15 protein-coding genes are annotated in these 18,851 nt (G+C 71.2%); 9 read left to right on the top strand and 6 right to left on the bottom strand.

The genetic code is table 11. The annotated features are described in order from the left end of the window. Position 1: 1 nt before the first annotated feature. Positions 2-592: a helix-turn-helix domain-containing protein gene (locus KFLA_RS00590; RefSeq protein WP_012917804.1), complete on the bottom strand. Its 591-nt coding sequence runs from the start codon at positions 590-592 to the stop codon at positions 2-4. Positions 593-721: 129 nt separating this feature from the next. On the opposite strand from KFLA_RS00590, the gene KFLA_RS00585 reads away from it, so the two are divergent. The 4 genes from KFLA_RS00585 to KFLA_RS00570 are packed head-to-tail and all read left to right on the top strand — an operon-like array spanning position 722 to position 5,946. Continuing rightward, positions 722-1,510: a TIGR03084 family metal-binding protein gene (locus KFLA_RS00585; protein ID WP_012917803.1), complete on the top strand. Its 789-nt coding sequence runs from the start codon at positions 722-724 to the stop codon at positions 1,508-1,510. A 34-nt stretch (positions 1,511-1,544) separates the two neighbouring features. Then, positions 1,545-3,266 carry an acyclic terpene utilization AtuA family protein gene (locus KFLA_RS00580; protein WP_012917802.1) on the top strand — a complete coding sequence of 574 codons (1,722 nt, stop codon included), beginning with the start codon at positions 1,545-1,547 and terminating at the stop codon, positions 3,264-3,266. Continuing rightward, on the top strand, positions 3,263-4,384 hold the full coding sequence (locus KFLA_RS00575; protein ID WP_012917801.1) for an acyl-CoA dehydrogenase family protein: 1,122 nt from the start codon (positions 3,263-3,265) through the stop codon (positions 4,382-4,384). The genes KFLA_RS00580 and KFLA_RS00575 overlap by 4 nt, the downstream gene beginning before the upstream one ends. After that, on the top strand, positions 4,381-5,946 hold the full coding sequence (locus KFLA_RS00570; protein ID WP_012917800.1) for an acyl-CoA carboxylase subunit beta: 1,566 nt from the start codon (positions 4,381-4,383) through the stop codon (positions 5,944-5,946). The genes KFLA_RS00575 and KFLA_RS00570 overlap by 4 nt, the downstream gene beginning before the upstream one ends. Positions 5,947-5,954: 8 nt before the next feature. On the opposite strand, the gene KFLA_RS36320 is transcribed toward KFLA_RS00570, so the two are convergent. Beyond that, complete coding sequence (locus KFLA_RS36320) at positions 5,955-7,160, bottom strand: RNA-guided endonuclease InsQ/TnpB family protein (RefSeq protein ID WP_012917799.1); 1,206 nt, start codon at positions 7,158-7,160, stop codon at positions 5,955-5,957. A gap of 50 nt (positions 7,161-7,210) precedes the next feature. On the opposite strand from KFLA_RS36320, the gene KFLA_RS00565 reads away from it, so the two are divergent. The 4 genes from KFLA_RS00565 to KFLA_RS39230 are packed head-to-tail and all read left to right on the top strand — an operon-like array spanning position 7,211 to position 12,636. Further along, the gene (locus KFLA_RS00565; RefSeq protein ID WP_012917798.1) at positions 7,211-9,208 is read left to right on the top strand and encodes an acetyl/propionyl/methylcrotonyl-CoA carboxylase subunit alpha; all 1,998 of its coding nucleotides are present in this window, start codon (positions 7,211-7,213) and stop codon (positions 9,206-9,208) included. Next, positions 9,205-10,362, top strand: a complete 1,158-nt coding sequence (locus tag KFLA_RS00560) for an acyl-CoA dehydrogenase family protein (RefSeq protein WP_012917797.1) — start codon at positions 9,205-9,207, stop codon at positions 10,360-10,362. Before KFLA_RS00565 ends, KFLA_RS00560 begins: the two co-directional genes overlap by 4 nt. Positions 10,363-10,404: 42 nt before the next feature. Next, positions 10,405-11,967 carry a 4-coumarate--CoA ligase family protein gene (locus KFLA_RS00555; protein ID WP_012917796.1) on the top strand — a complete coding sequence of 521 codons (1,563 nt, stop codon included), beginning with the start codon at positions 10,405-10,407 and terminating at the stop codon, positions 11,965-11,967. A 36-nt stretch (positions 11,968-12,003) separates the two neighbouring features. Beyond that, a complete protein-coding gene (locus tag KFLA_RS39230) occupies positions 12,004-12,636 on the top strand; it encodes a TetR family transcriptional regulator (RefSeq protein ID WP_012917795.1) in 633 nt (210 codons plus the stop codon). A gap of 8 nt (positions 12,637-12,644) precedes the next feature. Here KFLA_RS39230 and KFLA_RS00545 read toward each other — a convergent pair whose 3' ends face one another. Then, a complete protein-coding gene (locus KFLA_RS00545; RefSeq protein WP_148256824.1) occupies positions 12,645-14,897 on the bottom strand; it encodes an NACHT domain-containing protein in 2,253 nt (750 codons plus the stop codon). 198 nt (positions 14,898-15,095) lie between these two features. Here KFLA_RS00545 and KFLA_RS00540 point away from each other — a divergent pair, with 198 nt between their 5' ends. Next, entirely contained in the window at positions 15,096-16,550 is a 1,455-nt protein-coding gene (locus KFLA_RS00540; RefSeq protein ID WP_012917793.1) for an MDR family MFS transporter, read from the top strand. 31 nt (positions 16,551-16,581) lie between these two features. Here KFLA_RS00540 and KFLA_RS00535 read toward each other — a convergent pair whose 3' ends face one another. The 3 genes from KFLA_RS00535 to KFLA_RS00525 form a co-directional block, all read right to left on the bottom strand. Continuing rightward, positions 16,582-17,556, bottom strand: a complete 975-nt coding sequence (locus KFLA_RS00535; RefSeq protein WP_012917792.1) for a proline dehydrogenase family protein — start codon at positions 17,554-17,556, stop codon at positions 16,582-16,584. A gap of 20 nt (positions 17,557-17,576) precedes the next feature. Then, positions 17,577-18,125 (bottom strand): hypothetical protein, encoded by a 549-nt coding sequence (locus tag KFLA_RS39225; RefSeq protein ID WP_041289078.1) that lies wholly within the window; start codon positions 18,123-18,125, stop codon positions 17,577-17,579. Positions 18,126-18,222: 97 nt separating this feature from the next. Continuing rightward, positions 18,223-18,834, bottom strand: a complete 612-nt coding sequence (locus tag KFLA_RS00525; protein WP_012917790.1) for a TetR/AcrR family transcriptional regulator — start codon at positions 18,832-18,834, stop codon at positions 18,223-18,225. Positions 18,835-18,851: the final 17 nt, after the last annotated feature.

The following is an 18,851-nucleotide window of genomic DNA, read 5'->3' as shown; positions in this document are numbered from 1 at the left end:
GTCACTCCCCCAGAGTGTTGTCGATGACCGTCAAGTGTGGGCGCGTCCGCACCTCCTGAAGAAATCCAGAGGACTGGCTGTCCCACTCCTCGGACGTGACGACAGTGACTTGCACCGGAGTTCCCAAGCGTTCCTCCAGTCGAGCATTGGCTCGGCGGAGCCGCCTGCGGTCCGGTTCGCCGACCACCACGACGTCGACATCGTTCGGCGGCGGTCCCGGCTCCCCATGGAAGCGTCGCGCCCAGGAGCCTGCGATCACTGCCCGCTCGACGCCGGGGACTTGTTCCAGTTCCTCCGGGACGAGGCTCGCCGGACCGAAGGCCCGGCCGAGAAGCTGCACCAACGGCTCGAAGTACGGGCTGCTCCGATTGGCGGAGACCAGCCGGGTAGGGCCTGCCCGACGCTCTGTGAGCAAGCCGGCGGAAACCAAGCGGTTGACCTCGCGCAGGACGTTCGACTGCGCGACACCCGCAACCGGAACGAGGGTGGCGATCGGCTGCTCGCGCTCAGGGACGAGCAGCAACCAGCTCAGGATCCGGGCCTGCGCATCTGACCGGAAAATCGGCAACAGCGGTGGCGCAGCGCTAACCATATCGTAGATATTTCTATGCGTTAAACAGATAGTCAAGCTCAGGCATGATAAAAACAAGCGCTCTTGATTCTTTTTCGTGCGGATGGGACGCTCGGACGCACTGAGCTGCTGATCGCAGGGAGTCCGCGCGTGCAACTGGACGAAGTACTGGCTGATCTGTGGGCCGAGAGCACTGAGCTGGACATGCTGGTCGGAGGGCTGGCGGCCGACGGGTGGGCGACGCCGACACCGGCCGAGGGCTGGACCGTCGCGCACCAGATCGCCCATCTGGCATGGACCGACGAGGCCGCGTTGCGGGCGGTGACCGATCCGGACGCATTCCAGGCGGTCCTGGACCACGCCGCGGCCGATCCGGCCGGGCACGTCGATCGAGGCGCGGCTGAGGGTGCCGCGTTGCCGGCCGAGGAGTTGCTGCCGTACTGGCGGGAGACCCGGGCCGAGCTGGCCGAGGCGTTGAAGCAGGTGCCGGCCGGGCAGAAGGTGCCGTGGTTCGGGCCGCCGATGAGTCCGGTGTCGATGGCGACCGCCCGGTTGATGGAGACCTGGGCGCACGGTCAGGACGTCGTCGACGGGCTGGGCGTCACACGGCAGCCGTCCACCCGGCTGCGGCACGTCGCGCACTTGGCGGTGCGGGCGCGGGACTTCTCGTACCTGCTGCACGACCGGAAGCCGCCGGCGGCGCCGTTCCACGTGGAACTGACCGGACCGGACGGCCAGATCTGGAGCTACGGCGACGAGAGCGCCGAGCAGCGGGTCACCGGACCGGCGCTCGACTTCTGTCTGCTGGCGACCCAGCGACGGCACCGCGACGACCTGGCCGTCGAGGCGGTCGGCGCCGACGCGGAGGAGTGGCTGGGCATCATCCAGGCGTTCGCGGGCCTGCCGGGCAAGGGGCGGACCGCGGGGCAGTTCGGCTGAGCGGGACGACGGCGCGGCGAAGGGAAGAGCTGCAGTGACGGCACCGGTACGGATCGGGAACGCGTCGGGGTTCTACGGCGACCGGTTCAGCGCGTTCCACGAGATGGTGACCGGCGGTCCGCTCGACTACGTCACCGGCGACTACCTGGCCGAGCTGACCATGCTGATTCTCGGCCGCGACCGCTTGAAGGACTCCTCGCTCGGCTACGCCCGGACCTTTCTCAAGCAGCTGGAGACCGGCCTCGGCGAAGCGCTCGACCGCGGCGTCAAGGTGGTCAGCAACGCCGGCGGCCTCAACCCCGCCGGCCTCGCCGAGGCGATTCAGCAGCTCGCCGGCACCCTCGGGCTGCACCCCCGCATCGCGTACGTCGAAGGCGACGACCTGCTGGATCGCGCCGCGGAGCTCGGTTTCGGCAGCCCACTCACCGCGAACGCCTACCTCGGCGCCTGGGGCATCGCCGAGGCACTGCGCGAAGGCGCCGACGTCGTCGTCACCGGCCGGGTCACCGACGCGTCGGTGATCGTCGGGCCCGCCGCCGCCCACCACGGCTGGCAACGCGACCAGTACGACGAACTGGCGGGCGCGGTCGTCGCCGGTCACGTGATCGAGTGCGGCTGCCAGGCGACCGGCGGCAACTACGCGTTCTTCCGCGAGCTGCGCAACCTCGACCGGCCTGGCTTCCCGATCGCGGAGGTCCACGCCGACGGCTCCAGCGTGATCACCAAGCACGACGGCACCGGCGGCGCGGTCACCGTCGACACCGTCAAGGCGCAATTGCTGTACGAGATCACCGGCGCCCGGTACGCCGGTCCGGACGTGACCACCCGGCTGGACACGGTCGAGCTGGCCGACGACGGCCCGGACCGGGTCCGGATCACCGGCGCACTCGGGGAGCCGCCGCCACCGACGTACAAGGTGTCGCTGAACACCCTCGGCGGTTTCCGGAACGAAGTGCAGTTCGTGCTGACGGGACTGGACCTGGAAGCCAAGGCCGAACTCGTCCAGCGGCAGCTCGAGCACGGGCTGACCAGCAAGCCGGCCGAGCTGAAGTGGTCGCTCACCTGGACCGAGCAGCCGAACGCGGAGACCGAGGAACTGGCGAGCGTGCTGCTCCGGTGCACGGTGAAGGACCCGGACCCCAAGACCGTCGGCCGGGCGTTCTCCAGCGCCGCGGTCGAGCTGGCCCTGGCGAGCTACCCGGGCTTCCACGTGACCAAGCCGCCGGAGGACGCCGCGCCGTACGGGGTGTTCACGGCCGGGTTCGTCGAGGTCGGCGAGGTGGAGCACGCCGTGGTGCTGCCGGACGGGACCCGCCGGGGGATCGACGCCGCGGCCGAGACCCGGCCGCTGGAGCCGGTGGAGGACGCCGACCTGCCGATGCCGTTGCCGCAGCTGGTCGCGGCCGGACGGCCGGCCCGGTCGCTGACGCGGGAGGTGCCGCTCGGCCGGGTCGTCGGGGCCCGGAGCGGCGACAAGGGCGGCGACGCGAACGTCGGTGTCTGGGTGCGTAACGAGACCGCCTGGCGCTGGCTGGCCCACACGCTGACGATCGGGCTGTTCAAGGAGTTGCTGCCGGAGACGGAGGACCTCCGGGTGACGCGGTACGTGCTGCCGAACCTGTGGGCGCTGAATTTCGTGGTGGAAGGCCTGCTGGGCGAGGGCGTGGCGGCGCAGGCGCGGTTCGACCCGCAGGCGAAGGCGGTCGGCGAGTGGCTGCGCTCCCGCTACGTCGACGTGCCGGAGGTGTTGCTGTGACCGACTTCCGGGAGAGCGTCCGGCGGTTCATGGCGACCGAGGTGCTGCCCGAGCTCGCCGACTGGGAGCGCGCCGGGGAGCTGCCGCGGGAGCTGCATCGCAAGGCGGGCAAGGTCGGGCTGCTCGGCGTGGGCTTCCCGGAGTCGGTCGGCGGAGGCGGTGGCTCCCTGGCGGACGCGGTCGCGGTGGTCGAGGAGATGCACTACAGCGGTGGGTCCGGCGGGCTGGTCGCGTCGCTGCTGACCGGCGGCATCGCCGTGCCCCACATTGTTGTCGGAGGCAATGAGCAGCAGCTCGACCGGTGGGTGCGGCCGACGCTCGAAGGTGAGCTGATCGGAGCGCTGGCGATCACCGAGCCGGACGGTGGGTCGGACGTGGCGTCGCTGCGCACGACGGCCCGACGGGACGGCGACCACTTCGTCGTCAACGGTGCGAAGACCTACATCACGTCCGGGTGCCGCGCGGACTTCGTCACGACCGCGGTGCGCACCGGCGGGCCGGGAGCGCACGGGATCTCGCTGCTGGTGATCGAGCGCGGGATGCCCGGCTTCGTGGTGTCGCGCAAGCTCGAGAAGCTGGGCTGGCTGTGCTCGGACACCGCTGAGCTGTCGTTCGCCGAGGTCCGCGTGCCGGTGGAGAACCTGGTCGGCGCCGAGGGCTCGGGCTTCGTGCAACTCGCGCAGAACTTCGTCGCCGAGCGGCTGACGCCGGCGGTTCAGGCGTACGCCGGCGCGCAGCGAGCGCTGGACCTGACCGTCGAGTGGTGCCGGGCTCGGGAGACCTTCGGGCGGCCGCTGATCTCCCGGCAGACCGTGCAGCACACGCTGACCGAGATGGCCCGGCGGATCGACGTCGCCCGGGTCTACGTGCACGACGTCGTACGCCGGGCCGAGGCAGGGGACGACGTGATCGCGGAGGTCTGCTTCGCCAAGAACACCGCGGTGGAAGCCGGCCAGTGGGTCTGCGACCAGGCGCTGCAACTGCACGGCGGTTTCGGCTACCTGCGGGAGGCCGAGGTCGAGCGGCAGTACCGCGACCAGAAGATCCTCGCCCTCGGCGGCGGCACGACGGAGATCCTGACCGGCCTTGCCGCCAAGAGACTGGGGTTCACCGGATGAGCAATCGTGAGGCGATGCTGGAGAAGCTGGCCGCGCTGGACGTCGAGCACGCCAAGGCGCTGGCGGGTGGCGGCGAGAAGTACGTCGCGCGTCACCACCAACGCGGCAAGCTGCTGGCGCGGGAGCGGATCGAGCTGCTGCTCGACCCGGACTCGGCATTCCTCGAGCTGTCGCCGCTGGCCGGCTGGGGCTCCGACTTCACGGTCGGGGCGAGCCTGGTCACCGGGATCGGCGTGGTGGAGGGCGTCGAGTGCCTGATCACCGCGAACGACCCGACCGTCAAGGGCGGCGCGAGCAACCCGTGGACGCTGAAGAAGGCGTTGCGGGCCGACGAGATCGCCCGGGCGAACCGGTTGCCGGTGATCAGCCTGGTCGAGTCCGGCGGCGCCGATCTGCCCACCCAGAAGGAGATCTTCATCCCGGGCGGCGCGATGTTCCGCAACCTGACCCGGTTTTCGGCCGAGGGGATCCCGACGATCGCGCTGGTGTTCGGCAACTCGACCGCCGGGGGCGCGTACATCCCCGGCCTGAGCGACCACGTGGTGATGGTCGACGGCGGCGCGAAGGTGTTTCTGGCCGGCCCGCCGCTGGTGAAGATGGCGACCGGCGAGGACGCCGACGACGAGTCGCTCGGCGGGGCCGGCATGCACGCGCGGGTGTCGGGGCTGGCCGACTACTTCGCCGTCGACGAGCCCGACGCGATCCGGCTCGGCCGGCAGATCGTCTCCCGGCTGAACTGGAAGAAGCTCGGCCCGCCGCCGGCCGCGCGGTACGACGAGCCGCTGTACGACGCGGACGAGTTGCTCGGCATCGTGCCGGCGGACCTGAAGATCCCGTTCGACCCGCGGGACGTGATCGCCCGGGTGGTGGACGGGTCGGTGTTCGACGAGTTCAAGCCGCTGTACGGGTCGTCGCTGGCGACGGGCTGGGCCTCGCTGCACGGCTACCCGGTCGGCATCCTGGCGAACGCGCGGGGCGTGCTGTTCAGCGAGGAGTCGCAGAAGGCCGCGCAGTTCATCCAGCTGGCCAACCAGTCGAGCACGCCGCTGATCTTCCTGCACAACACGACCGGCTACATGGTCGGCCAGGAGTACGAGCAGGGCGGCATCATCAAGCACGGCGCGCAGATGATCAACGCCGTCTCCAACTCCCGGGTGCCGCACCTCTCGATCCTGATGGGTGCCTCCTACGGCGCCGGCCACTACGGCATGTGCGGCCGGGCCTTCGACCCACGCTTCCTGTTCGCCTGGCCGTCGGCGAAGTCCGCGGTGATGGGGCCGCAGCAGCTCGCCGGCGTGCTGTCGATCGTCGCCCGGGCCGCCGCGGCCGCCAAGAACCAGCCGTACGACGAAGACGCCGACGCAGCGATGCAGGCCTACGTGCAAGGCCAGATCGAGGCCGAGTCGCTGCCACTGTTCCTGTCCGGCCGGCTCTACGACGACGGCGTCATCGACCCGCGCGACACCCGCACCGTGCTGGGCCTGTGCCTGTCCGCCATCCACTCGGCCCCGGTCGAGGGAACCCGCTTCGACGGCGCCAACTTCGGCGTCTTCCGGATTTGACGTCCCCTTCAGCGATGAGAAGGTTCCGACACAGCGACCAGGGAGGCCGAATGCCGAGGTTCGCGGTTCACCGGCGGACCTGTCGGTCCGCCTCCCCGCGCAGTCACGACCCGTCCGGCCGCGATGTTCCGTGCAGCGTTGACGTCTGCATTTGCCCGGTGGCCACATCGCCCGCAGAGGAAGACCGCTTGGCTCTTGCGGTTTTCCGAACTGCGGTAGCTGCACACCGAGCAACGCTGCGAAGTGAAAGCAGGATGGACCCGCTCGACCCTGCCCGCTGCCTTGTCCTCCAGGCGGCGGACCAGGAGACCCCAGCCGTTGCTGAGGATCCTTCCGTCGAGACGTGCCTTGCACCGGGATCCGCGCGAAGGATGATCGATCGTCCCGCGAGCAGACCTGACCATGTTTCCGATCCTCAGATCTTCCACCCGAATCAGATCGAAGCGCCGAGCAAGCTCCGTACTCAGCTTCTCGATCCAGTCCCGGCGGCGGTCGACCTCCCGTACGGTGAGCCGACCCAGCGCTCGTTTCGTCCGTTGACGACGGTTCGATCCACGCTCAGCCCGAGCCAGGCGCCGCTGCAACCGGCGCCTGCGCGTGATGTCGGCCGACCTGGGCATCGGGCACCGGTACATCTCGCCGGTGGACAACGTAACGGAGCTGACCACGCCGCGGTCCAGGCCGACAACGGCGCCGTTCCCGGGACCCGGGACCGACGCTGGCACAGTGGCGAACGCTACGTACCACCGGCCGTCGCTCTCCTGCTTGATGCGAAACGACTTGGCAACTCGGACCGGACGGCTCCATCGGAATCGGACGTGGCCCACCTTCGGCACAAAGACACTGCCGAACCTCCGACTCGTCCTCCGGACGTGATCAGGGCGCACAGCAACGATACGGAAGCTTTCGTGCCTGCCTCGCTTGCGCCAGCTCGGACGGCCGCTGCGGCCCGACCGCCACGCTGCTGTACAGACGGCGAAGTCTTTGAGCGCCTGCTGCTGCACGGTGCACGAGCCGGAGGCCAACCAGGCGGACTCCGCTCTGGCTTCAGTGAGCTGCCGACAGTGCTCACCGAAACCTTGCGTGCGGCGTTGCCCTTCTGTCGAACGGCGATGTTGTTCCACCGCAAGATTCCAGACGAAGCGCGCATGCGCGCAGTGCTCCAGCAGCGCGTGCTCTTCTGCGCTCGTCGGATACAGCCGGTACCTCGCCATACCGTTCACGATCCATCACCTCACCGACATTTCTTGAGGGGACGAAGGCCTTGACGAACTCACTCCCCATCAGCTCGGTTCTGGTGGCCAACCGCGGGGAGATCGCGCGGCGGGTGTTCGCGACCGCGCGGGCGCTCGGGGTGTCGACGGTGGCGGTGTACTCGACGGCCGACGCGGGGCTGCCGTACGTCGGGGAGGCGGACGCGGCGGTGGAGCTGCCCGGGGCGGCGCCGGGTGAGACGTACCTGCGCGGCGAGCTGGTGATCGAGGCGGCGCGGCGGGCGGGGGCCGACGCGGTGCATCCGGGGTACGGGTTCCTGTCCGAGAACGCGGGGTTCGCGCAGGCGGTGCTCGACGCGGGGCTGACCTGGATCGGGCCGCCGGTCGCGGCGATCGCGGCGATGGGGTCGAAGATCGAGGCGAAGAAGCTGATGGCGGCGGCCGGCGTACCGGTGCTGGCGGAGCTGACGCCGGAGTCGGTGACGGCCGAGGACCTGCCGGTGCTGGTGAAGGCGTCGGCGGGCGGTGGCGGGCGCGGGATGCGGGTGGTGCACCGGCTGGAGAAGCTGGCCGGGGAGATCGAGGCGGCGTCCGCGGAGGCGGAGTCGGCGTTCGGGGACGGCACGGTGTTCTGCGAGCGGTACCTGGCCACCGGACGACACATCGAGGTGCAGGTGCTGGCCGATCGGCACGGGACGGTGTGGGCGGTCGGGGAGCGCGAGTGCTCGATCCAGCGCCGGCACCAGAAGGTGGTCGAGGAGTCGCCGTCGCCACTGGTCGAGCGGGTGCCGGGGATGCGGGAGTCGCTGTTCACCGCGGCCCGCGCGGCGGCCGAGGCGATCGGGTACGTCGGCGCGGGCACCGTCGAGTTCCTGGCCGACCAGAACGGCAACTTCTTCTTCCTGGAGATGAACACGCGGCTGCAGGTCGAGCATCCGGTGACGGAGTCGGTGACCGGGCTGGATCTGGTCGCGTTGCAGTTCGCCATCGCCGACGGAGCTGCGCTGCCGCCCGAGCCACCCGTTGCCGTCGGCCACTCCATCGAAGTGCGGCTGTACGCCGAGGACCCGGCGCAGGACTGGTTACCCCAGACCGGCCGGCTGCACCGCTTCGCGGTAGGGCGAGTTCGCTCCGAGTTCGCCCCGGGAGGTCCTCGGCAGAATTCGCCGTGGCTGCGGGTGGATTCCGGGGTGGTGGACGGGTCGGAGGTCTCGCCCTTCTACGACGCGATGCTGGCGAAGGTGATCGTGTGGGGGCCGTCTCGCCGAGCGGCCGCCGGGCGGTTGGCGCGGGAGCTGACGGCGGCCCGGATTCACGGGGTGCGGACCAACCGGGACCTGCTGGTGTGGGTGCTGCGGCATCCGGCGTTCCTGGCCGGAGACACCGACACCGGGTTCTTCGAGCGGTACGGCGTGGGTGAGCCGCTGGCGGACAAGCAGGCGCAGGAGTTGTCGGCCCTGGCGGCGGCACTCGGCGACGCGGCGCTGAACCGGCAGCGCGCGAAGGTGCAGGGACGGTTGCCCAGCGGGTGGCGGAACGTGCCGTCCCAGCCGCAGCGCAAGGCGTACCTGGCCGGCGACGCGACGTACGAGGTCGCGTACCGGTTGACCCGCGACGGGCTGGAGACGGACGGCGGCGTACGGCTGGTCTCGGCGAGGACCACCTCCGGGCCAGGCGCCGAGGTCGTGCTCGAGGCCGACGGAGTACGACGGTCCTTCGCGGTCTCGGTCCACCCCGGTCTGGTGTGTGTCGACTCGTCGCTCGGGCCGGTCGCGCTGACCCCGGTGGCGCGCTTCCCGGATCCGTCCCGGCAGGTGGCGGCGGGCTCGTTGCTCGCGCCGATGCCGGGCTCGGTGATCCGGGTCGCCGTCGCGGTCGGCGACGAGGTGAGCCAAGGGCAGCCGCTGCTCTGGCTGGAGGCGATGAAGATGGAGCACACGATCGCCGCTCCGGCCGACGGAGTCGTCGAGAAGCTCGCGGTGGAAGCGGGACAGCAGGTCGAGGTGGGGGCCGTTCTGGCCGTGGTCCGAGCAGGGGAGGATGCATGAGCTTCGTCGAGACCGAGGAACGCCGGGCGTTGCGGGCGGCGGTCAGCGAACTGGGCAGCAAGTACGGCTACGCCTGGTTCACCGAGCGGGCGCGGTCGGGCGGGCAGACCACCGAGCTGTGGCAGGAGGCCGGCAAGCTCGGCTACCTCGGCGTGAACCTGCCCGAGCAGTACGGCGGAGGCGGCGGCGGGATGGCCGACCTGTCGATCGTGCTGGAGGAGCTCGGCGCGGCCGGCTGCCCGTTGCTGATGATGGTCGTCTCGCCGGCCATCTGCGGCACGGTGATCAGCCGGTTCGGTACCGACGAGCAGAAGCGGCGCTGGCTGCCGGGGCTCGCGGACGGCTCGGTCACGATGGCGTTCGCGATCACCGAGCCGGACGCCGGGTCGAACGCGCACAACCTCACCACCACCGCCCGGCGGGCCGGCGACGGCTGGTCGCTGTCCGGCCGCAAGGTCTACATCTCCGGCCTCGACGTGGCCCACGCCGTGCTGGTCGTCGGCCGGACCGAGGACGCCCGCACCGGCCGGCTCCGACCCGCGCTGTTCGTCGTGCCGACCGCCGCGCCCGGGGTCGAGTTCCGGCAGATCGAGATGGATCTGATCAGCCCGGACAAGCAGTTCGCGCTGTTCCTGGACGACGTCACGCTGCCCGACGACGCGCTCGTCGGGTCCGCGGACGCAGGCCTGCTGCAGCTGTTCGCCGGGCTCAACCCCGAGCGCATCATGGCGGCCGCCTTCGCGATCGGGATCGGGCGGCACGCACTCGGCAAGGCCGTCGCCTACGTCCGGGACCGGCAGGTCTGGACGGGCCCGATCGGCGCGCACCAGGGCATCGCGCACCCGCTCGCGCAGGTCAAGATCGAGCTGGAGCTGGCCCGGCTGATGATGCAGAAGGCGGCCGCGCTGTACGACGCCGGCGACGACCTGGCCGCCGGCGAGGCCGCGAACATGGCCAAGTACGCCGCCGGCGAGGCCTGCGTCCGCTCCACCGACCAGGCGGTCCAGTCGCTCGGCGGCAACGGCATGACGGTCGAGTACGGCGTGGCGTCGCTGGTCGCCGCCGCCCGGGCGACCCGGATCGCCCCGGTCAGCCGGGAGATGATATTGAACTTCGTCGCCCAGCACAGCCTCGGTCTACCCAAGTCGTACTGAGTTCGCCACAGTCGTGCTCTCAGCCTTCTGAAAGGACCGCCCATGGTGATGTACAGCGAGTTCCCGCCGGTCGAAGTGCTCGACGTCCCGATCCACGACGCGGTGCTCGGCCGGGCCCAGGAGTACGGCGACCGCCCGGCGATGGTCGACGGTGTGACCGGCAAGGAGATCAGCTACGCCCAGCTCGACGGCATGAGCCGCCGGGTGGCGGCGGGGTTCGCCGAGCTCGGCATCCGCAAGGGCGACGTGATCGCGCTCTACAGCCCGAACACGATCCTCTACCCGGTGGTCTTCTACGGCGCGACCCGGGCCGGCGCGACGGTGACCACGGTCAACGCGCTCTACAACGCCTCCGAGCTGCACAAGCAGCTGCTGGACTCGAAGGCGAAGTTGCTGGTGACGATCTCGCTGTTCCTGCCGGTGGCGACCGAGGCGGCCGCAGGCACCGACGTGCAGGAGATCTTCGTCTGCGACCAGGCCGAGGGGTACCGCTCGGTGCTGGAGCTGGTGGCGTCGACCGGACCGGAGCCGGTGGTCGAGTTCGACCCGGCCGAGGACGTCGCGGTGCTGCCGTACTCCAGCGGCACGACCGGCGCGGCCAAGGGCGTGATGCTGACCCATCGCAACATCGCCACCAACATCGCCCAGGCCGAGGTGACGATCAACGTCGCCGAGAACGAGCGCATCATCGCGATCCTGCCGTTCTTCCACATCTACGGGCTGACCGTGCTGATGAACCTGCCGTTGCGGCTCGGCGCGACCGTGGTGGTGCTGCCGAAGTTCGACCTGGAGCAGTTCCTGACCACGCTGGACCAGCAGCGGATCACCCGGGCGTTCGTCGCGCCGCCGGTGGTGCTGGCGCTGGCCAAGCACCCGGCGGTGGACGGCGTGGACCTGTCCGGGCTGAAGTACGTGACCAGTGCGGCGGCGCCGCTCGACGCGGAACTGGCCGAGGCCTGCGCGAAGCGGCTCGGGCTGCACGCGGTCCTGCAGGCGTACGGGATGACCGAGCTGTCGCCGGGCACGCACGCCGTACCGCAGGACGACCAGGATCCGCCGCCCGGGGCGGTCGGCAAGCTGTTCCCGTCCACCGAGATGCGGCTGGTCGGGGCCGACGGCAACGATGTCGGCGACGGCGAGACCGGTGAGATCTGGATCCGCGGGCCGCAGGTGATGAAGGGCTACCTGGGCCGCCAGGCCGAGACCGACGCGACGATCGACCCGGACGGCTGGCTGCACACCGGCGACATCGGGCGGGTCGACGAGCGCGGCTACCTGTACGTCGTGGACCGGGTGAAGGAGTTGATCAAGTACCACGGGTACCAGGTGCCGCCGGCCGAGCTGGAGGCGGTGCTGCTGACCGACGAGCGGGTCGCCGACGCGGCGGTGATCGGGATCCAGGCCGACGGCAACGAGGTGCCGAAGGCGTTCGTGGTGCCGATGCCGGGGGTGGAGCTGACCGAGCAGGACGTGATGGACTACGTCGCCGCCCGGGTGGCGCCGTACAAGAAGATCCGGCAGGTCGAGTTCATCGAGGCGGTGCCGAAGGCGGCGTCGGGCAAGATCCTGCGCCGCGAACTGCGGGCCCGGGAGGCCGGCGCGTGAGTGAGGCCCGGTGAGAGTTCTCCAGGTGGTGTCACCGTGAGCGAGGCGCTGCGCGGGATCCGGACGGGCGAGCCGCTGCGGGAGCCGCAGCAGGACCGCAGCCGGGTGACGCGGCAGAAGCTGCTCGAGGCCGCGGTGGAGTCGCTGGCGCAGGTCGGGTACGCCGCGACGACGGTCGCCGTCGTCGCGGCCCGGGCCGGGGTGTCGCGGGGCGCGGCGCAGCACCACTTCCCGACCCGGGCGGACCTGTTCGAGGCGGCGGTCGAGTACATGACCGAGGTACGGCTGGCGGAGATCCGGTCGCAGGCCGCGGCGCTGCCGGTCGGGGCGGGCCGGACCGAGGCGATCGTGTCGATGCTCGCCGACGTGTACACCGGGCCGCTGTTCCGGGCCGCGCTGCACCTGTGGGTGGCGGCGTCGACGGAGGAGCCGCTGCGCCGGCAGATCCTCCGGCTGGAGGCGCACGTCGGGCGGCAGGCGCACCGGGCGTTGCTGGAAGTGCTCGAGGTGAGCGAGCGGACGCCCGGGGTGCGGGAGACGGTGCAGGGAGTGCTGGACATGGCGCGCGGTCTGGGGCTGGCGGACCTGCTCAGCGACGACAGCGCGCGGCGCACGGGGATCGTGCGGCAGTGGTCGAAAATCCTCGACCAGGCACTCAGCGCCGGCTGACAGACGGGTCAGCGGGGGCGGCGACGGCTCGCGATGCGGCGCTCGACCTTGGCGGCGAGGGTGTCGGGGTGGCACTCGGCCAGGTGGTCGCGGACCAGCAGGTGGATGAACGCGTACTCGTCGCGGCCGGTCCTGGTCAGCACGTACCGGTCGGCGGCGTACCGGAGGAAGGCGCGACGGCGCCACGGCAGGTAGCCGGTCCAGCGCAGCAGCAGGCCGTGCATCAGCCGGGAGATCGGCCCGGCGAACAGCGGCGGCCGGCGACGCCACGCCTTCGCGGTGACCACCCCGGCCACGATGCCGAGCACCGCCTCCACCCGGCTGCCGACCGGATCCGCGCCGAGCGCCAGCGCGACCAGCACGGCCGCCGCGAGGCCACCGACCACCCACAGGTCCATCCGGTCCCGGGCGCGCGGCTCGTCGTTCACCTGGTGCACCAGGTGGTCCATCGGCAGCGCCTTCACCAGTCGGATGCCCTGAGCAACGATCATGCCGACGGCGGCGCAGGCCAGGAACGTGCTGGGGTGATCGAACAGGGTCAGCACCAGCCAGCTGCCCACGACGACCACGAGCAACCGCAGACCGAGCAGCAGCCGGCGGCGGTGTCCCTCCGACAGGATCAGCTCGACCCCGTACGACGCGGCGACGGTCGCTCCCAGGACGGCAAGCGCGAGCCAGCCCGGCAGCGCGGCGAACACCAGCGCCCCGGCGAGCGCCCAGCCGAAGCCCGCAACGGCGCCCGTCGCCACCATCGCGACGGCGACCAGCAGCCGCGGCTGCCCTGAACCGTCCCGGAAGACCCGCCACGGCCGCGGCCGGATGTGCACCAGCAGCAGGCTCATCGCGCCGACCGCGACGCCCGCCAGTACGCCGTACAGGGCGGCGACGGCGAGCGCGGCTCCACCGACCAGACCGGCGAAGAGTGCCGGCAGGCACACCATGTGGGCCAGGTAGCCGACTGCGGGCAGCGGCAGGCCGTACCAGCCGTTGGGCGTCAGCCAGCGCGGTACGGCGGTGCGGTCGCCGGCGCGGGTACGGGTCCACCAGGCCAGGCACCACAGGGATCGCACGGCGGTGCGCGAGTCGTACTGGCGACTGGCCGGGCGGGGACGCGCCAGCACCTCGGAGAGGTACGTGTCGAACAGGTCGCGGCGGTGGTCGGCGACGGCGCCCGCGGCGATCTCGTCGGCGTCGCGGCCCTGGTAGGCCAGCGCCATCACGTTCAGCATCAGCGGGGACGTGATCAGGTCCCACAGCTCGTCGTCCTGCTCGATCGCCGCCCGGGCGCCGGCCAGCTCGCGGCCGGCGCTGGCGAAGTAGTCGAGCACCTGGGCGCGGCTCAGCGGGCGGATCCGGACCGCGCCGTACAGCTTGAGCGGTTGGGGGAGCAGCTCGTAGTCGTGGATGCGGCAGGTGACCGCCAGTTGGCCGACCAGGTAGCGCTGCTGGAGCTCCTCCAGCACAGGGGTGAGCTTGACCCGGTGGGCGGGGGCGATCTCGTCGACGCCGTCGAGCAGCAGGGCCAGCGAGCCGTTGCGCAGCCATACCCGGCCGACGGGAGGCGGGATCTGGTAGCGGCTGTGGAGGTCGTCCAGCAGCCAGCGCACGAAGCCGGCCAGGAGCGGGCTGTCGCCGGGATCGTCGTCCTCCCGCCGCGTGGCGATGGGGCCGTTCCAGCCGGACAGGTCGAGCAGTAGGGGGATCGGCTGGTCGGCTTGCTGGTGTGCTGTGGCGGCAAGGGCTCGGGCCAGCTCGAGCAGGAGCGTGGTCTTGCCGGCTCCCGGGGCGCCGAGGATCAGCATCGAGTCCTGCAGGTCGTCGAACACCTCGGCGATGTCGGCGTTCTGCCGGACCTCGTGGACTTCACCGTGCAGCGGCTGGACCAGCAGGTCGTACGGCCGGACGACCGCCTCGGGGGACTCCTCGACAGCCAGCGCCAGCCGGGTTCGGGCCGCGAGCGAGCCGGCGACCCGTTCGGCGTAGTACCGGTCGACGCGGGCGAGGGCGTTCGGGCGGTTGCGGGGCTGGTCGGCGGAGCGCGCGGTGAGCGTGACGCCCAGCCGGCGGCTACGCAGCTCCCAGAGACCGGTGACGATCGCGACCAGCCAGAGCACCCCGATCGCCGGCCAGGTCCAGCCGACGTACGGCGCGAGGAAGTCCGGGGCGGTGCCACCGGTGCCGACGTTGATCGCGATCGGCAGCAGCACCAGCGTGAGCGACAGGGTCAGCACCACCAGCGCGACCCTCAGCACCCCGCGCATCCTCACCCACGGAGCGTATCCATCACCCGGTCCCACCGCCCCACCGCCAGCGTTTCCCCGGCCGACTGCGGACGCGGTCCACGGCCCTGGCCGCCCCGCCGGTCCCCGTCGCGGGTTCCCCTTGCTCTTCTCTGCTGTTTCACGGGGTGGTTCGGGGATCGTGGAATGGTTGTGTGTTCAGCTAGGTTGCGATTTGTCATGACTACCGAGCAGACCGACCCCACCGGTGTGGGGCTGCGCTCCGCGCGCGGGCCCATCCTGCTGTCGGTGATGCTGAGTATCGGCCTGGTCGCGATCGACGCCACCATTCTCGCCACGGCGGTGCCGGCCGTGGTCGAGGACCTCGGCGGGTTCACCCAGTTCCCCTGGCTGTTCTCGATCTACCTGCTGGCCCAGGCGATCTCGGTACCGATCTTCGGCAAGCTCGCCGACCTGCGCGGCCGCAAGCCGGTGATGCTGCTCGGCGTCGGCCTGTTCGTGCTCGGCTCGGTCCTGTGCGGGTTCGCCTGGAGCATGCCCGCGCTGATCGCCTTCCGGCTGATCCAGGGCCTCGGCGCCGGCGCGATCCAGCCGATCGGCATGACGATCATCGGCGACATCTACTCGGTCGCCGAGCGGGCCCGGGTGCAGGGCTACATCGCCAGCGTCTGGGGCATCTCGTCGTTCGTCGGCCCGGCGCTCGGCGGGGTGTTCGCCGACTACGTGTCCTGGCGCTGGATCTTCTTCGTGAACATCCCGCTCGGCCTGGCCGCCGCCTGGGTGCTGGTCCGCCGGTTCCAGGAGAACGTCGACCGCGGGACCCGGCACCAGATCGACTACTGGGGCACGATCCTGCTCGCGGTCGGTGGCTCGCTGCTGCTGCTCGGGCTGCTCGAAGGCGGCGTGATCTGGGCCTGGGACTCGGTCGCCAGCGTCACGATCCTGGCCGTCTCCGTCCTGCTGCTGACCGCGTTCGTGCTGGTCGAGCGGCGTGCGCCCGAGCCGGTGCTGCCGCTGTGGGTGCTCGGTCACCGGGTGCTGAACTCGGCGAACTCCTCGGCGCTGCTGGTCGGCGTACTGATGGTCGGCCTGTCCACGTACGTGCCGCTGTACGCCCAGGGCGTGCTGGGCACGAGCGCGCTCGTCGCCGGCTTCGCACTCGCCGCGATGACGCTGGGCTGGCCGATCGCGGCCTCGCTGGCGGGCCGGCTCTACCTGCGGCTCGGCTTCCGTACGACGATGCTGTTCGGCGCCGTGATTGTCGTGATCGGCTCGATCCTGCTGCTCACGGTCAGCGCGGACAGTTCGGTGCTCTCGCTCGCGCTGGCCTGCTTCGTGATCGGCCTCGGACTCGGTTTCTCCGCCTCACCAGGCGTCGTCGCGGCCCAGTCCTCGGTCGACTGGACCAGCCGCGGCGTCGTCACCGGCGCCAACATGTTCGCCCGGTCGGTCGGCAGCGCGGTCGGCGTCGCCGTCTTCGGCGCGGTCGCGAACGCCGTCGTCGCCGCCCGCCTCGGCTCGAACCACGGAGACCTCGAGCACCTGTCCGGCGACGTGCTCGCGGCGGCCATCCACGACGTGTACCTCGGCGCGGCCGCCGCCGCGGTCCTGCTCGTCGCCGCCGTCGTCTTCATGCCGAACCGCGTCGCCGAACAACCCCGCGGCCCGGCCTGATCGAACGCCGCCTCGGCTGCTCAGCCCATGGTCACGCGCCGCGGGACTCGGCGATGCGGCGCAGCCAGTAACGGAACCAGTCGGGACCGTACGGCAGGTAGACGCGGGTGGGGACGCCGCGCGAGCGAAGGTCGTCGAGGACCTCGGGCCGTACGCCGAGCAGCTGCTCGACGGGGACCGGGCCGAGCGCCAGCAGGACCGCTTCCCGGAGGCGGCCGTCGTGGGTGGCCAGGGACCACGGCGTGCCGGCGGCGGCGAGTTGGTGGGCCAGCTGGAGGTAGGCGATGTCGGTGGGTTCGCCGTACGGGTGGACGCCGCGCGGTTCGACGTACGCGCCCTTGACCAGGCGGACGTGCACGCCGGCCTCCGTCAGGGCCTCGACATCGCTGGGGGAGCGCAGCAGATTCGCCTGGATCGTCGCGCCGAGGCGGTCGGCGAGACCGCGGCCGGCGGCGTCGAGCACGCAGGTCAGGATCTCCTCCGCGCGGCGGAGGTCCTCGGCGCCGACCTGGATCCGCCGGCCGGGCGGCAGGGCGCCGGCGATCTGCGCGAGCAGGTCCGCGGTCCGGCGGGGGTCCACGTCGAGCGCGAGGTGTGACAGGTCGACCGAGAGCCAGGCGTCCGCGGGGACGCTACCGGCCTGGTCGCCGGTCGGGGCTTGCGCCGGGGAGTCGGGTGATGCCTGCGCCGGGGAGTCGGTCGATCCCTGCGTCGCGGAGTCGGGTGATGCCTTCGGCAGGGAGTCGGCCAGCGCGAGGTAGTCGTCGGCGACGCGGCGGGCGTCCGTCGTACTGGTGGAGAGCTCACCGAAGAGGTCGAGGCTGACGCCGTGGCCCTGCCCGAGCAGCTCCGTCGCCTTGGCCAGCGCCTCCTCGCGGGTCCGGCCCGCGACGTACCGGGAGGCCGCGCGGTAGGCGTTCGCCTCGCCGCCGGGCAGAGCTTTCACCACGTGCTCGAGTCGCTCGTTGGTCGCCAGCTTGAACAGAATCGCCCGGTCCGCACGCATGCCCGAAGTCTGCCAGTGATTCAGAACACCGGTGCCACCAACGCGGCAGCGAGCCCGGCGCCGATCACAGCCGCGCCCACCACCCCGATGAACCACGCGAACGCGGTCCCACCGCGAGCGCCGAACACCTTCTGCACCACCAGCACTCCCACCACGAGCGCCGCCCCCACCAGCACCACCGACAGAAACCCAGCGGCCCAGCCGAACCCGATCAGCCGCGCCTCCGGGTACGCCGACTCGAACCGCCCCTCCAGATCGCTGCCCCGCCCGGGAATGAGCAGGGCGCCACTGGCCGCCCACACCACCAGCACGGTCGTCACCACCGGCTTCGCCCGCGCCGCGATCCGTCGCTGGGCCAGCAGCGCGACCATCGCCAGCACGAACGGCAGACCACCCCAGCACCAACCGAGACCGCGCAGTACGAGCTCGCGGTGCCCGACGACCCGCGCGATGGTGCCGACGACCTCCTCACCCACGAAGGCGCCACCGAGTCCACAGGTCACGGCGACCAGGAACCCCGTCGCGACGCCCCGGCGTACGTGGGGCGGTGGACGCTGCTCGGTAGCCACAACCCCAACCCTGTCACCTGAGCGGTTCTCCCTCACGTCGCTTGGCGCGGGCGGGTACAGCACGGACTGCAGCGAGCCGCGGCAGGCGTCGCGCGGGTCAGCCTGGGAGCGAGTGGCGCGGCGACGCATCCTTGCCCGAGGCGCAGGCCTCCGGGCCGATGCCGGTGATGGTCAGACCGAGCAGCCGCTCCGCGTCGAGGTGCGTGCAGCCCGGCTGCTCAGCCAGGAGTGCGATCGCGTTGACCAGCGACAGTACGTCGGCCGCGGTGACGTCGGCGCGGATGTCGCCAGTAGCGCGGGCCGCCTCGATCAGGCCCTCCGCAACGTCCGTCAACCTGCTGTGACAGCTCGAGTCCGTCGGAGTGCCCTCGGGAAGAGGCAGGAGAGCGACGGCCAGACCACGGTTCTCGACGGTGACCCGGAGGACGGAGCGCAGCCAGTAGTACAGGGCAGGCCCCGGTGGATTGGTCGTCGCGAGCTGGGTCGCTTCGCCGATGACTGCTTCGGTGCGCTCGTGGAAGACCGCTTCGACCAGTTGCCGCCGGGAGCGGAAGTGACGGTGCAGAGTCGCCGATCCGACGCCGGCGTCCTTGGCGATCGCTTCCAGAGACGCCTCGAATCCGTCCCGGGCGAAGGCCACCTCGGCGGCCCGCAGAATCTGCTCCCGGCTGCGCCGGGCGTCCGCGCGCAGCCGCCTGTCCGGCGTCATCAGCTCTCCCGATTGCT

The organism is Kribbella flavida DSM 17836, assembly GCF_000024345.1.
Classification (GTDB): domain Bacteria; phylum Actinomycetota; class Actinomycetes; order Propionibacteriales; family Kribbellaceae; genus Kribbella; species Kribbella flavida.
The sequence above is the reverse complement of the archived record's forward strand: the minus strand, read 5'-3'. Positions and strand labels throughout refer to the sequence as shown.